Genomic DNA, 14,855 nt, shown 5'->3' on the forward strand with positions numbered 1-14,855 from the left:
GCAACGACGCCCACGGCGCGGGACATTCCAACTGATGAGGGTCCATATCGTGTTAGAAGCCTATCGTAAACACGTTGCAGAACGCGAGGCTCTGGGTATTCCCCCGAAGCCTCTGAATGCTGAGCAGGCCGCCGCTCTGGTCGATCTCCTTAAAAACCCGCCAGCCGGCGAAGAAGAGACGCTGGTCTATCTGCTTGAGAACCGCGTTCCGCCGGGTGTGGACGAAGCGGCTTATGTAAAAGCCGCCTTCCTGACCGCCATTGTTAAGGGTGAAGCGACATCTCCCCTGCTGGACAAGCCGAAAGCCGTTGACCTGCTGGGCATGATGCAGGGCGGCTATAACATCGCGACCCTGGTCGACCTGCTGGATGATTCTGAACTGGCCGAGCAGGCCGGCGAGAAGCTCAAGCGTACCCTGCTGATGTTCGATGCCTTCAACGACGTGAAGGAAAAGATGGACGCTGGCAATGCCGTCGCCAAAGCCGTGGTTGAATCCTGGGCCAACGCCGAGTGGTTCACCAACAAGAAGAAGGTACCGGAAAGCACCAAGATGGTGGTGTTCAAGGTGACCGGTGAAACGAACACTGATGACCTGTCTCCGGCCCCTGATGCCTGGTCCCGCCCGGACATCCCGCTGCACGCCCGCGCTGCCTATAAAATGGAGCGTGATGGCCTGAAGCCGGAAGAACCCGGTGTGACCGGCCCAATGAACCAGATTGACGAGATCAAGTCCAAAGGCCTGCCTGTTGCCTTCGTTGGCGACGTGGTCGGTACCGGCTCCTCACGTAAGTCTGCCACCAACTCCGTCCTGTGGTTCTTCGGCGACGATGTTCCAGGTGTACCGAACAAGCGCGCCGGCGGCGTGTGCATCGGTAACAAGGTTGCTCCGATTTTCTTCAACACCATGGAAGACGCTGGCGCTCTGGTTTTCGAAGCACCGGTTGACGATCTGAACATGGGCGATGTTATCGACATCCGCCCGTACGAAGGCAAGATTCTGAACGAAGCTGGCGACACCATCTCCGAATTTGGCTTCAAGTCCGATGTGATTCTGGACGAAGTTCAGGCCGGCGGCCGTATCCCGCTGATTATTGGACGTGGCCTGACCGCTAAAGCCCGCGCAGCACTGGGCATGGGCGCCACTGACATCTTCCGTCTGCCAAATGACCCGGAAGAAGGCACCAAGGGCTTTACCCTGGGCCAGAAGATGGTCGGCAAGGCCTGTGGCCTGGAAGAAGACAAAGGCGTTCGCCCGGGCACCTACTGCGAGCCGCACATGACGACCGTGGGCTCACAGGACACCACCGGCCCGATGACCCGTGACGAACTGAAAGACCTGGCGTGTCTGGGCTTCCAGGCGGACCTGGTGATGCAGTCGTTCTGTCACACCGCCGCCTATCCGAAGCCGGTTGACGTCGAAATGCAGCACACCATGCCGGACTTCATCCGCACCCGCGGTGGCGTTTCCCTGCGCCCGGGCGATGGCATCATTCACTCCTGGCTGAACCGCATGCTGTTACCGGACACTGTCGGTACCGGTGGTGACTCCCACACTCGCTTCCCAATGGGTATCTCCTTCCCGGCCGGTTCCGGTCTGGTGGCGTTTGCTGCTGCTACGGGTGTTATGCCGCTGGACATGCCGGAATCTGTTCTGGTTCGCTTTAAGGGCGAAATGCAGCCAGGCATTACCCTGCGCGATCTTGTACACGCAATCCCGCTGTACGGTATCAAGCAGGGCATGCTGACCGTTGAGAAGAAGGGCAAGATCAACGAGTTCTCCGGTCGCATCCTGGAAATCGAAGGCCTTGAGCATTTGACCGTCGAACAGGCATTCGAACTGTCCGACGCATCGGCGGAACGTTCCGCAGCCGGTTGTACCATCAACCTGTCTGAAGACTCCGTGGCCGAGTACTTGCGCTCCAACATCACCATGCTGCGCTGGATGATTGCAGAAGGTTATGGCGACCCGCGTACCCTGGAGCGTCGCGCCCAACAGATGGAAGAGTGGATTGCCGATCCCAAACTGATGCGTGCAGACAAAGACGCCGAGTACTCCCACGTTGTGGAAATCGACCTGGCGGACATCAAAGAGCCGATCGTGTGCTGCCCGAACGACCCGGACGACGCCAAGTTCCTGTCCGAAGTCGCTGGTGACAAGGTGGACGAAGTGTTCATCGGTTCCTGCATGACCAACATCGGCCACTTCCGCGCCGCCGGTAAGCTGCTGGAGATGAACAAAGAGCCGCTGAAGACCCGTCTGTGGATGTCTCCGCCGACCAAGATGGACCAGGCGCAGCTGATGGAGGAAGGCTACTTCAACACCTACGGCACCGCTGGTGTTCGCACCGAAATGCCAGGCTGCTCTCTGTGCATGGGTAACCAGGCGCGGGTAAACGCCAAGTCTACGGTGCTGTCCACATCCACCCGTAACTTCCCGAACCGCCTGGGCGATGGTGCCAACGTGTACCTGACCTCTGCGGAACTGGCAGCAGTTGGTGCGGTACTGGGCAAACTCCCGTCTCCGGCGGAGTACATGGAGTACGCCAAGGACCTGAACAGCATGTCGAAAGAGATCTACAAGTATCTCAACTTCGACCAGATGGAGAACTACACCAAGAAGGCATCTGAAGCGAACGTTGCTTAAGACCTGACCTTTACGGTTTAGCTCCATGAAAACGCCAGCCTCCGGGCTGGCGTTTTTTTGTGTATGAGATAAACCTTTGACGTTTGGTTCGGGCACGGTGTGGAGCCCCAGCCCACCACAAGCTCGCCCCACAAAAAAAGGGCTCCCGAAGGAGCCCCTTTTTAACCTAGAGCGTTATAAGCGCCCTGATTTACCGGGTAATGTGCTGATATTCACCAGCATCTTCTGTAGCCAGACTGACCGCCATGATGGCAATCCAGGCAACGATGAAGCCAGGAATGATCTCATAGACGCCAGGACCACCCATGAACTCGCCGTTCCAGCCCAACGAGATCCAGATCATCACCGTGGCGGCACCCCCAACCATACCCGCGATGGCACCAGCGCCGTTTGTGCGCGGCCACATCAGCGACAGAATGATCAGCGGACCAAATGCAGCGCCGAAGCCTGCCCAGGCGTTACTGACCAGTGCCAGAACCTGGGAGTTCGGATCCGAGGCGATGACAGCCGCTACCAGACCAACCAGCACAACACAGACCCGGCCAACATTCACGCATTCCTTGTCGGTAGCTTCTTTACGCAGGAACAGGCGATAGAAGTCTTCGGTCAGTGAAGAGGACGACACCAGCAACTGACTGGAGATGGTACTCATGACCGCAGCAAGCAGTGCCGCGTAGAGGAAGCCGGTGATCAGCGGATGGAACAGAAGATCAGACAGAATGATGAAGATGGTTTCCGGGTCTTCGATATTCATACCATTGCGAACGGCATACGCCCGGCCAAACACACCAAGGGAGACGGCGCCAATCAGGGAGATAAGCATCCAGGACATGCCGATGTTCCGAGCAGTTGGTACTTCGTCAAGCGTACGAATCGCCATGAAGCGCACGATGATGTGGGGCTGACCAAAGTAACCCAGGCCCCAGGTAACAGCCGACAACCAGCCGATAACGGTTAACCCCTCAGTCCAGGACAGCAACGTGGGATCGACTTCGTTCAGCGTTTGCGACGCCTGGGCCAAACCACCACCGCCTTCGCCGAAGAGGACAACCGCCGGCATAATGATCAATGCGAACATCATGATGCAGCCCTGTACGAAGTCCGTCATGCTCACGGCCAGGAACCCGCCAACCACGGTGTATGCAAGTACCACACCCAGCGTGATAACGATACCAACCGCATAGTCACTCAAGCCGCCGAAGTTGAAGATGCCGGAGAACGCACTTTCAAACAGCTTGCCGCCCGCGACCAGACCGGATGCTGTGTAGACCGCGAAGAAGATAACGATGACGATGGCGGACACGGTACGCAGGGACAGCGCCTGTGTCGGGAACCGGTTGGCCAGGAAGGACGGGATGGTGATCGCATTGCCATAGTGAACGGTCTGCTCACGAAGGCGTGGCGCTACCAGGGTCCAGTTAAAGAACGCACCCACAAGCAGGCCGATACCGATCCAGGCCGAGCCCAGGCCCGATGCAAATAGCGCCCCGGGCAACCCGAGAAGCAACCAGCCACTCATGTCTGAAGCACCAGCCGACAGGGCCGCCACCTTTGGACTGAGGGCTCGCCCACCCAACATGTAATCTTCGGATGAAGACGTAGCTCTGCGCATGGCATAAACGCCAATGGCGATCATGAGCGCAAAGTAAGCAAAAAGACTGATCCAAACACCAATAGCCATGAAACTCCTCCAGTTCAATTGGACGGAATCAATTCCGACCGTTTGGCGCGCTTACCATGGTGAACCCGGTAATCACACCCTTTGTTTTTTTAACTCCCTAACCTACTCACGTAATAAGGCGCTACGACTTACAACGCCAGCCTCCCCATCTCAATACTTACCTCCTATCGTTCAGGTTTTCGTTCCGCACTGCCTTATGAGCAAAGCGCCCTATCAAACCTTTTCAATACCAAGCGACAACAATGACGCGTTTCCACCCACCGCCGTAGTGTTGACGGTGCGGGTTCTCTCCGTGGCAAACCTTAGCAGGTAGTGCGGTCCGCCAGCTTTGGGACCGGTACCGGATAGCCCCCGCCCCCCGAAAGGCTGAACACCGACAACCGCGCCAATCTGATTTCGGTTAACGTAGGTATTGCCCACTTTTACCTGCCGCTCAATATAGGCCGCGGTTGACTCACTTCTGCTGTGAATGCCCAGGGTAAGCCCATAACCCGCCGCATTAATTTCATCAATCACATCATCCAGCTTCTCTGCAGTGTAGCGGACTATATGAAGAACAGGACCGAAGTGTTCGCCTTTCAACTCGTTGATACTTGAAATGGCGTAGGCGGACGGTGGAATAAAGTAGCCCCCGCGGCAGGCCTTCGGCAATGGCGACTGCGACACCAACCTGGCCTGTTTGCCCAGCTCCGTCAGGTGGGCTTTCAGACCATCCCGCGCCTCTTGGTCAATGACCGGCCCTATATCGGTGCTATAACGCTCAGGGTTGCCGACAGACAGCTCCTGCATGGCGCCCGCCAGGAGGCTTTCTGTGCGCTCAGCCACCTCTTTCTGGATATAGAGCACACGCAGTGCCGAGCAACGCTGCCCGGCACTGGCGAAAGCGGACTGGATGACATCCCTGACCACCTGCTCCGGCAGCGCACTGCTGTCCACAACCATGGCATTCTGCCCCCCGGTCTCGGCGATAAGGGGCACAATCGCCCCTTCACGTTGCGCCAGAGTGCGATTGAGGATGTGCGCTACCTGTGTAGAGCCGGTGAAGGCGACGCCGGCAATTCTGGGGTCCGGGGTCAGTTTGCCGCCGATTGTTGCGCCATCACCGGGTAAAAATTGAATTACATCGGGCGGGAAGCCCGCTTCCAGCATCAGCTCAAAAGCCCGTTGAGCAACCAGACTTGTCTGTTCCGCTGGCTTGGCGATAACAGCATTCCCTGCCACCAACGCCGCCATCACCTGGCCGGTAAAAATAGCCAGGGGGAAATTCCAGGGGCTGATGCAGAGGAATACGCCCCGCCCTTCCATGTAGAGCTCATTGCTCTCGCCGGTGGGGCCAGGCAGAGCCAAGGCCTTACCAAAACGTGATCGCCCCTGAAGGGCATAATAGCGGCAGAAATCGACGGCTTCGCGCACCTCGTCGATACCATCCTGCAGGGTTTTCCCGGCTTCACGGCAGCAGATCGCCATGAGCTCATGCAGGTTGTCCTCCATCAAGTCGGCGTATCGCTCGAGACAGCCGGCACGATCCTCCACCGGGCGCTCCCGCCAGGAAACGAAGCCTTCCGCTGCAACCGCCAGGGCTTCTTCCGCCATAGCTTCGGTTGCCCAGTACACCTGACCAACGCGCTGGGAATTATCGTAGGGCGCATGGACATCACTCCGGTCTCCGTCACGGCGCTTTTCACCACGAATGACTGGCGCCGCTTCCCAGCGTGTCGTTGCCCATTGCCCAAGATGATTCAGCAATGGGTCCAAATGGGCAGCCACATGGATATTCACCCCTTTGGAGTTGCGCCGCTCGTTGCCAAAGATGTCGACCGGCAGTGGAATACGGTCGTTGGGCAGTGCGTCGTATCCCTGCAGTTCCTGAACGGGGTTCTGCACCAAGGCTTCAATGGGCGTCGCCGCATCCACCAACCGGTGAACAAACGAGGAGTTTGCGCCATTCTCCAGGAGCCGTCGTACCAGATACGGCAACAGATCCTTATGAGCGCCAACTGGGGCGTAGATCCGAACCGAATGATTGCTGTCCTCAAGGATGCTGTTGTAGAGAGCGTCTCCCATACCGTGCAGGCGCTGGAATTCGATCTTACGTCCCTTGTTCTTTGCCATGGTCAGAACCGAGGAAACCGTGTGGGCGTTGTGGCTCGCAAGCTGCGGGTACAATGCTCCCTCGGTGTAATCACTCAGCAAATAACGCAAACACGCCAAATAGGACGTGTCGGTGGCCTCTTTGCGCGTGAATACGGGGTAGCCCTCCAGGCCCAATTGCTGGCAGGTTTTGATTTCGGTATCCCAGTAGGCCCCTTTGACCAGGCGAATGGGAATCTGGTCACCCTGCTGCTTCGCCAGCTTGGTCAACCAGCAAAGTACCGGCAAAGCACGCTTGGAATAGGCCTGAATAACCAGGCCAATGCCACCCCACCCCTTTGCAACCGGTGACGTAAATACCTTCTCAAACAGCTTTAGCGAAATTTCCAGCCGATCCATTTCCTCGGCATCAATGGTAATGGAGACCTTCTTTTCCCGCGCAAGGGTTAGCAGATCAGTGACCGTCGCGTAGAGTTCTTCCAGAACCCGCTCTTCCTGGGACGCCTCGTATCGAGGGTGCAGGGCTGATAGTTTGATGGAAATCGAGGGCGCCGGCGCTCGGCTGTCCGGGTATGCATCGCTTCCTACGGATTCAATGGCACCCAGGTAGTCCTTCAGGTAACGGTCGGCATCATCTTCCGTCATTGCCGCTTCGCCGAGCATGTCGAAGGAGTAGGTGTAGCCCAAATCCCGGTACTCGCGCGCATTCCTCAGAGCTTCGTCGATATCCCGTCCCAGCACGAACTGCTTGCCCATAATGGCCATGGCCTGGTACATCGCACTCCTGATGACCGGCTCGCCGCTGCGCTTGATGAGACGCTTCCAGATACTGGACGGGGAACCATCCAGCCGTCTATCCATCTTGACCACGCGTCCAGTCAACAGCAGCCCCCATGTGGAGGCGTTGACCAGGGTCGACTCACTGCGACCCGCGTGCTTTTTCCAATCGGCATCCGACAGCTTGTCCTGAATCAACGCATCGGCGGTGTATTTGTCGGGGATACGCATCAGCGCCTCGGCCAAACACATCAGCAGAATGCCTTCTTCGGTATCAAGGCTGTATTCCTGCAGCAGTGCGTCGACCATATGGACAGCGTCATCCTGCTCGCGGACCTTTCTGATCAGGCTCGTTGCCGTGTCAGTGACGTCTCGATGCTCCGAGGCGTCGCTTTGGGCAAGGGGAATGAGTTCGTTGAGGTAACGCGTTTCGTCGACGGCGTAGTTGGCAGTAATCGCTTGCCAGAAGAACGACTTTGGCTGTTCCTGAAATGCAGGCTCGAGCACCTTGCTTGCATTGAACATCTGAGCGCCTCGCCGACGGTTCCCACCAATAGCCGGGCCCTTCGAACTTTTATTATGGTTGAGTCAGACAACGCGCACGTACCGTACTGCGCTGTGACGTGATCAGCTACCTGTTAAGTTAGTATTACTACGGAGCTCAAGCTTACAAAATCCTACGATTCTTTTGTAAATTCGTCCGAAAATGAGATTTTCTTAACAAATCAGGCGACTTTGTCACTAAAACGCAACCTGGAGGGCGTCGTCCCCTTGTGTTTTCTGAGCGCGTTGGTGAGGGCACTTTGGGAGGAAAACCCAGTCCGGTAACTGACTTCCGATACCGAAAGAGATGTCATGGTCAGGAATTGCATGGCCTGGTCAAGCCGGGTCTGGAGCAGAAACTGGTGGGGGGTAGTGCCCGTCACGTCACGGAACATCTCGTGGAAGCGACTGACGCTAAGGCAAGCCACACCGGCGAGGTCACTCACCGTGATCTTGCGTTGAATATTCTCCATGATGTAACGGCGGATTGTATCGGGGCTGATGGCATGGCGGTTTTGGCCAACCTCCCTGCCTTGATTCAGGCGTTCGGCCATACAGTGCAGGATGCTTGCCCCCATGTGACGTTGCATATCCTGATTATCCCGAGAGCGATCGAACTCTCCCGCCACAAACTGAACCAGCCCTTGCAGCTTATTGTCCAGAACCAGTGTGCGCGGCCGCTCAAACAGGGGGGCGAGCGTTTCATACTCACTGTGGCCGGGGCTATTTATGGCCGGCATGTAGGGATCGAGGTTGATAACCAGAACGTGGTTCTGTAGGTCGCCACAGTAATCATGGCGCGCTTCTGTGGGAACCAGGCAGGCTCGCCAGGTATCCAGGTGAGAACCTGTTCCATCCACACTCAGGTCGGCCTCTCCACGAACACCAACAACAATCTGGTGATGTTCATGGCGATGGTGGTGTGAAGCGGTGGGAAGCTTGAGCAAACGTGCGTCCAACATGCCCGCGATCCGGAGATTTCCTGAGAATGTAGCTCAATTAAAGCAGATCATCGGCAAACTTGCACGACTACGCCCGATTCACCAGATTCCGAAGCAGGCCCGCGACCTCGTCGCTGACTGTCTCGATCGGCTGGGAGGCGTCCACAATGTGATAACGGCCCGGTGCGTTGGCCGCACGCGCAAGATAGGTCTCGCGTATTCGCTCAAAAAACGCCACCGCTTCCTGTTCGAATCTGTCCAGGCCTCCCCGCTGTCGGGCACGGGTCATACCAATGTCCACCGGTGCATCCAGCAGGATAACGTGATCCGGGCGTACCGTGCCCTGCACCAGGCTTTCCAGTAGCGCTATGCGCTCAGCGGGCACCCCACGCCCGCCCCCCTGGTAGGCAAAGGTCGCGTCGGTGAAGCGATCGCACAGCACCCAGCGACCAGCCTCCAATTCAGGAAGAATACGCGTATGAAGGTGTTGCGCCCTGGCGGCGAACATCAGCAGCAGCTCGGTGGTTTCGTTCACCGGCTCATCACGCGGCGCCAGCAACAGCTCGCGAATGGACTCCGCCATCGGGGTGCCGCCGGGCTCTCGGGTTACAACGCATTCAACACCAAGCGCGTCCAGCGTACTTGCGGCGTTCGCCAGCTGAGTAGACTTACCAACACCTTCCGTACCTTCAAAGGTAACAAACTGCCCTCTGCGGGTCATTGGTCACCCTCTTCCGCTGTTGTATCCGGAGACGGCGCTGGAGACGGTGCTGGAGAGGAACGATAGTCTGAACGGCGGTTGAGCTGAAACGCCCTCACAGCCTTCTGGTGCTCCGCCAGGGTTTTCGAGAACTTGTGGGTGCCATCACCACGCGCCACAAAGTAGAGCGTATCGCCTTCAGCCGGATTCAGGGCCGCATGAATCGCTTCCCGGCCGGGCAACGCGATGGGTGTGGGCGGAAGTCCATCGATCCGATAGGTATTGTAGTCAGTGTGGGTTCGCAGATCCTTGCGGGTGATACGCCCCTGGTATTTCTCTCCCATCCCATAGATGACCGTAGGATCAGTCTGCAACCTCATACCTTTCTCCAGGCGCCGCACAAAGACGCCGGCCACTTCCTCCCGCTCATGAACCGCACCGGTCTCGCGCTCAACGATCGAGGCCATGATCAGAGCTTCATAGGGAGAATCGTAAGGCAGGTTTTCAGCCTTAGCCTGCCATTCCGTCGCAAGCACCTCTTCCATTCGCTCAAAAGCCCTGTGAAACAGGTCAAGGTCGGTTTCACTGCTGGTAAACAGGTAGGTATCCGGGAAAAAGCGGCCTTCAGGGTGCTCGTCATCGGCACCCATCGCCTCCATGATCCGCTCGTCAGGCCAGTCGGCCGTCACCTGTCCAAGGCGCTCACTGCTGGCAAGCGCGGCGCGCATGTCTTTAAAAGTCCAGCCCTCTATAAACTGGATCTGCCAGTGCTTGGTGTCTCCGGCGACCATCTTGCTTATCATTTCGAGGCTGGTCATGCCATCGGTGAACTCATATTCGCCAGCCTTCAATAGCGCCTGATCCGGGTAAAGGCGCCCATGAACCTTCAGCCAAAGACTGTCGCCCACAAGGCCTTCTGCTTCGAGTTTACGCGCAATCTGGCCGTAACCGCTCCCGGATGGCACGCTGAACAGAACCGGCTCATCCAACGCCACCGGTTGCTCAAGAGTCTGAAGCCCCTGCCATAACCAGAGACCGCCCCCGGCAAGCGCCAGGACTGAGAGACACAACACACAGATGAGTAACTTCTTGAACAAGCTTTTTATTCCAAAGTTTTCAGGGGGTCGCAGATTGTCTCAAGCCCATCATCAACTGGCAAATCAACCCGGCCCATTCTGCGAACCGCTACAATACCGATAACGCTGTTGACGAGATACAGGCCACGTAGCCCGGGCGACGACAGCAACGAGGGGGGGATGATCTGCTCCCGGATAGTATGGCCGGATGCGCGCAGACACTCGAGGGCGTACTGCCGCATGACGCCTGCCACCGCAAGGCTCTCAACCGGCGGGGTTACCCACTCACTTTCCATCCTGACAATGAGGTTGGTTCGCGTCCCCTCAAGCAACTGCCCGTCGGCGTTCGCCATGATCAGTTCGAATTCCTCGCCACTGAATTCACGGCTTGCCATCACCTGCTCCAGCCGATTCAGAGTCTTGATGCCTGCAAGCCTCGGATTCACGGTGAGTGGAAACTGCGAAAATGCGGCGACCACACCTCCCGGCTCGGGGAGCGCGGGCATAGGAGAGGAGGTGACAATCAGGCTTGGCTCGCACTCGACAGGCAACCGGTAACCTCGCCCGCCACTTCCCCGAGTAAGGACCAGTTTCAACACCCAGTCGTCATCGCCGTATCGGGAGGCCAAATCGCAACCCGAGCGGGTGATTTCAGCATCCAGATCGCTACGCTCGACAGGAATACCCAACCGACCGGCATCGGCCACCATACGATCCAGGTGATGCGAACGCAGCACGGCTTTCCGACCGCGCATCCGGATGGTTTCAAACAACCCATCGCCGTAGGCCAACCCTCGATCTGTCGTGGAAACTCCATTGCTGTCGGGGTGAATAACGTTCAACACAACCCGATCAATCCTCGTAACGACGGAAAATCAGAGTGCCGTTTGTACCACCAAAGCCAAAAGAGTTGGACAACGCAACCCGCACATCAGCCTTGCGGCTCTTGCCGGCCACAAAATCCAGATCACAGCCATCATCAGGGTCGTCAAGGTTGATGGTCGGCGGCAGCACACCGTCACGGATCGCCAATACCGAGAAAATCGCCTCAACGGCCCCGGCAGCGCCAAGCAAGTGCCCGGTCATGGACTTGGTGCTGCTGACAGCCAACTTGTAAGCGTGGTCGGCAAATACCGATTTCACGGCAGACACTTCTGCCAGGTCTCCCACGAGCGTGGAAGTGCCATGGGCGTTAATGTAGTCGATGTCGTCGGCGCCGAGCCCGGCATCGCGAATCGCATTCTTCATGGAGCGCGCGGCACCCTCACCGTTCTCTGGGGGAGCGGTTATATGGAACGCATCGTCGCTCATACCGAAACCGATCACTTCGCCATGAATGGTGGCACCACGGCGTTTCGCGTGCTCGAGATCCTCCAGCACCAGCACGCCGGCGCCGTCGCTGAGCACAAAGCCATCCCGGCCACGATCCCACGGCCGGCTGGCCTTTTCCGGATCGTCATTGCGGGTGGACAGCGCACGCGCTGCCGAAAACGCGGCAATTGAGCTTCGGGTGGTGGCCATTTCCGAACCGCCGGCCAACATCACGTCGGCATCACCGTAAGCAATGGTGCGCGCCGCATAGCCAATGTTATGGGTGCCGGTCGTGCAGGCTGTCACGATTGCGATGTTTGGCCCCTTATAGCCAAAGCGGATAGCCACGTTTCCTGAAATCATGTTGATTACGGAGGCTGGCACAAAGAAGGGAGACACCTTTCGCGGCCCGGACTTCTCCATCGTGATCACGTTCTTCTCGATGTATTCAAGGCCACCGATACCTGAGCCGATAGCAACCCCGACTCTCTCACGATCGAGATCGGTGTACTCATCAAGGCCACTGGTGTCCACTGCCTGCTGGGCGGCGATCAGACCGTAATGAATGAAGGCATCCAGTTTTCTGGCGTCCTTCGCAGACAGGTAAGGTTCAATATCCAGATTCTTGATGCCACCGCCAATCCGTGTGCTGTATCCGGTGGTATCAAAGCGGTCAATCCCGGCAATGCCGCTGCGACCGGAACGAATACCATCCCAGGACGAATCCACATCGTTACCCAGTGGCGAGAGCATTCCCATGCCTGTGATTACAACACGTCGTTTAGCCATACCCCTTCACCTGAGTTCCTTGCTGGTCATGAACTGGAATATCTGCCAATAAAAAAGCCGTCCAATGTCTTATCACATGGACGGCTTTTTGCCTGGCGATAAAGCGTGCAGAGTATCAGGTGTGCGCGACGATGTAGTCGATCGCGTCCTGAACACTCGCCAGCTTTTCCGCTTCCTCATCAGGAATCTCGGTCTCGAACTCTTCCTCGAGTGCCATGACCAGCTCAACGGTGTCCAGTGAGTCAGCGCCAAGATCCTCTACAAAAGAAGATGTGTTCTGAACTTCGGACTCTTTAACGCCCAACTGCTCACAAACGATCTTCTTCACGCGCTCTTCAACTGTACTCATAATGTCCTCACTTTTGTGTCAACCAAGCAACTTAAGTGCTGCCAGTTTAGTTTAAACCATACCTGCAAACAAGCAGGGGTTCCATTCAAACATGTTGTGCGACAAGGGTTTGCGCACACGCCCCGTCAGGGACTATCCCATGTACATACCGCCGTTCACGTGGATCGTTTCACCCGTCACGTAACCAGCGGCCTCCGATGCCAGGAAAGCAACCACCGCAGCCACTTCTTCCGGCTCACCCAGACGACCGGCAGGTATGACTTCCATCATAGCCTCACGTTGCTTGTCGTCCAGTTTTCGGGTCATATCCGTGTCGATAAATCCAGGCGCCACACAATTGGCCGTGATGCCCCGGTTCGACATTTCCTTCGCCAGGCTGCGGGTAAAGCCTTCAACTCCGGCCTTGGCAGCGCAATAGTTGGCCTGTCCGGGGTTACCCATGCCAGCCACAACCGAGCTGATGTTGATCACCCGGCCCCATCGCGCCTTGGCCATTCCCCGCAATACGGCTTTACTGGTCCGGTAGACGCTGGACAAGTTGGTTTCCACCACCGACGCCCAGTCATCATCCTTCAGACGCATCAGCAGATTATCACGAGTGATCCCTGCGTTGTTGACCAGGATTGCAGGCGCGCCGGCTTTCTCGTTGATTTCCTTCAGGCCAGCCTCGATGCTGCCTGGGTCGGCAACATTCATTACGATACCGAAACCCTTCGCACCCGCTGCTTTCAGGTCGGCAGAAATCGATTCAGCACCATTCTCACTGGTTGCCGTGCCAACCACCATTGCGCCTTGATCTGCAAGCGCCTTCGCAATGGCCTTTCCGATACCGCGAGTAGCACCCGTTACTAGCGCTGTTTTGCCTTCAAGAGACATGTATTGCTCCTATTCATTACTGTCCAAATGCCTCTGACGCCTTTGCCAGCGCATCCGGCTCGTCAATGCCGTAAACCGACAATTCACGGTCAATGCGCTTCGCCAGTCCTGCAAGGACTTTACCGGCGCCGCACTCTACAGCGATCCGCACATCATTTGCCACCAGTTTACGAACTGTATCGGTCCACAACACCGGTGAGTATAGCTGCTTGACCAGATTAGCTTTGAGGGATTCACTGTCCTGGGCAACGGCCGCGGTGACATTCTGTATCACCGGGATGACAGCATCGTTAAACGTTACTTCGTCCAACGCGGTTTCCAACTCCTCCGCGGCCCCCTTCATCAGGGCGCAGTGGGAAGGCACACTCACTGGCAGCGGCATGGCCTTGCGGGCGCCTCGGGCCTTGCAGGCTTCGATGGCACGCTCGACAGCTGCAGCGGCACCAGCAATCACTACTTGCCCAGGGGCATTGAAATTGACGGCGGCCACCACATCGCCATTTGCCGCCTCGGCACAGGCTGCGGTTACATCATCGTCTTCAAGACCAAGAATGGCTGCCATCTTACCTTCGCCGGCTGGCACAGCAGCCTGCATGAGCTCGCCACGCAGTTGCACCAGTTTAATGGCGTCAAAGAAGTTCAGGCTTTCGGCGGCAACCAGCGCGCTGTACTCGCCCAGGCTGTGGCCGGCAACATAATTGGGCGCCTGGCCTCCCGCCACAAACCATTGCCGCCATAGCGCCACACTTGCTGCAAGCAGCGCCGGCTGGGTAACTGTGGTCTGATTGAGCTCTTCCGCAGGTCCATGCTGGCACAGGTGCCAGAGATCATAGCCCAGCACATCGGAGGCTTCGGAGAACGTTTTTTCTATGATCGGCCAGTTCTCGGCTGCTGCCCCCAGCATACCGACAGACTGCGATCCTTGTCCGGGAAAAATAAAGGCTGATTTCATAGTGGGAATCTTACCGTCAATGAGGGGTTACGGGAGATTAGCCAATAGTACAACCTGGGGGCCAATCCGGCCAATCTAGCAAAAATGGGGAGAGACTTTAGTCTCAGAGAGGGGCTAAAGCTTGC

Annotated in this window: 11 protein-coding genes; 1 reads left to right on the top strand and 10 read right to left on the bottom strand. The window is 57.1% G+C overall.

Annotation, left to right across the window (positions count from 1 at the left end):
* Window positions 1-49: 49 nt before the first annotated feature.
* Entirely contained in the window at window positions 50-2,644 is a 2,595-nt protein-coding gene (gene acnB / locus AC0B60_RS05975; protein WP_465085170.1) for a bifunctional aconitate hydratase 2/2-methylisocitrate dehydratase, read from the top strand.
* 190 nt (window positions 2,645-2,834) lie between these two features.
* On the opposite strand, the gene putP is transcribed toward acnB, so the two are convergent.
* The 10 genes from putP to fabD all read right to left on the bottom strand — a co-directional run bounded on the left by putP (window position 2,835) and on the right by fabD (window position 14,730).
* Window positions 2,835-4,325, bottom strand: a complete 1,491-nt coding sequence (gene putP, locus AC0B60_RS05980) for a sodium/proline symporter PutP (RefSeq protein ID WP_465084829.1) — start codon at window positions 4,323-4,325, stop codon at window positions 2,835-2,837.
* Window positions 4,326-4,538: 213 nt separating this feature from the next.
* Window positions 4,539-7,718: a bifunctional proline dehydrogenase/L-glutamate gamma-semialdehyde dehydrogenase PutA gene (gene putA / locus AC0B60_RS05985; protein WP_465084831.1), complete on the bottom strand. Its 3,180-nt coding sequence runs from the start codon at window positions 7,716-7,718 to the stop codon at window positions 4,539-4,541.
* Between the two features lie 200 nt (window positions 7,719-7,918).
* Window positions 7,919-8,698 (bottom strand): AraC family transcriptional regulator, encoded by a 780-nt coding sequence (locus AC0B60_RS05990; RefSeq protein ID WP_465084833.1) that lies wholly within the window; start codon window positions 8,696-8,698, stop codon window positions 7,919-7,921.
* A 67-nt stretch (window positions 8,699-8,765) separates the two neighbouring features.
* Window positions 8,766-9,398, bottom strand: a complete 633-nt coding sequence (gene tmk, locus AC0B60_RS05995) for a dTMP kinase (protein WP_465084835.1) — start codon at window positions 9,396-9,398, stop codon at window positions 8,766-8,768.
* Window positions 9,395-10,474 (bottom strand): endolytic transglycosylase MltG, encoded by a 1,080-nt coding sequence (mltG, locus tag AC0B60_RS06000; RefSeq protein WP_465084837.1) that lies wholly within the window; start codon window positions 10,472-10,474, stop codon window positions 9,395-9,397. Before mltG ends, tmk begins: the two co-directional genes overlap by 4 nt.
* A gap of 5 nt (window positions 10,475-10,479) precedes the next feature.
* Window positions 10,480-11,298 (bottom strand): aminotransferase class IV, encoded by an 819-nt coding sequence (locus tag AC0B60_RS06005; protein ID WP_465084839.1) that lies wholly within the window; start codon window positions 11,296-11,298, stop codon window positions 10,480-10,482.
* Window positions 11,299-11,305: 7 nt separating this feature from the next.
* Window positions 11,306-12,553 (bottom strand): beta-ketoacyl-ACP synthase II, encoded by a 1,248-nt coding sequence (gene fabF / locus AC0B60_RS06010; RefSeq protein ID WP_465084840.1) that lies wholly within the window; start codon window positions 12,551-12,553, stop codon window positions 11,306-11,308.
* A 115-nt stretch (window positions 12,554-12,668) separates the two neighbouring features.
* Entirely contained in the window at window positions 12,669-12,902 is a 234-nt protein-coding gene (gene acpP / locus AC0B60_RS06015; protein ID WP_007154069.1) for an acyl carrier protein, read from the bottom strand.
* Window positions 12,903-13,034: 132 nt separating this feature from the next.
* Complete coding sequence (fabG, locus tag AC0B60_RS06020; RefSeq protein WP_462826148.1) at window positions 13,035-13,778, bottom strand: 3-oxoacyl-ACP reductase FabG; 744 nt, start codon at window positions 13,776-13,778, stop codon at window positions 13,035-13,037.
* A 16-nt stretch (window positions 13,779-13,794) separates the two neighbouring features.
* Window positions 13,795-14,730 carry an ACP S-malonyltransferase gene (gene fabD, locus AC0B60_RS06025; RefSeq protein WP_465084842.1) on the bottom strand — a complete coding sequence of 312 codons (936 nt, stop codon included), beginning with the start codon at window positions 14,728-14,730 and terminating at the stop codon, window positions 13,795-13,797.
* Window positions 14,731-14,855: the final 125 nt, after the last annotated feature.

This window comes from Marinobacter sp. V34, from assembly GCF_055524115.1.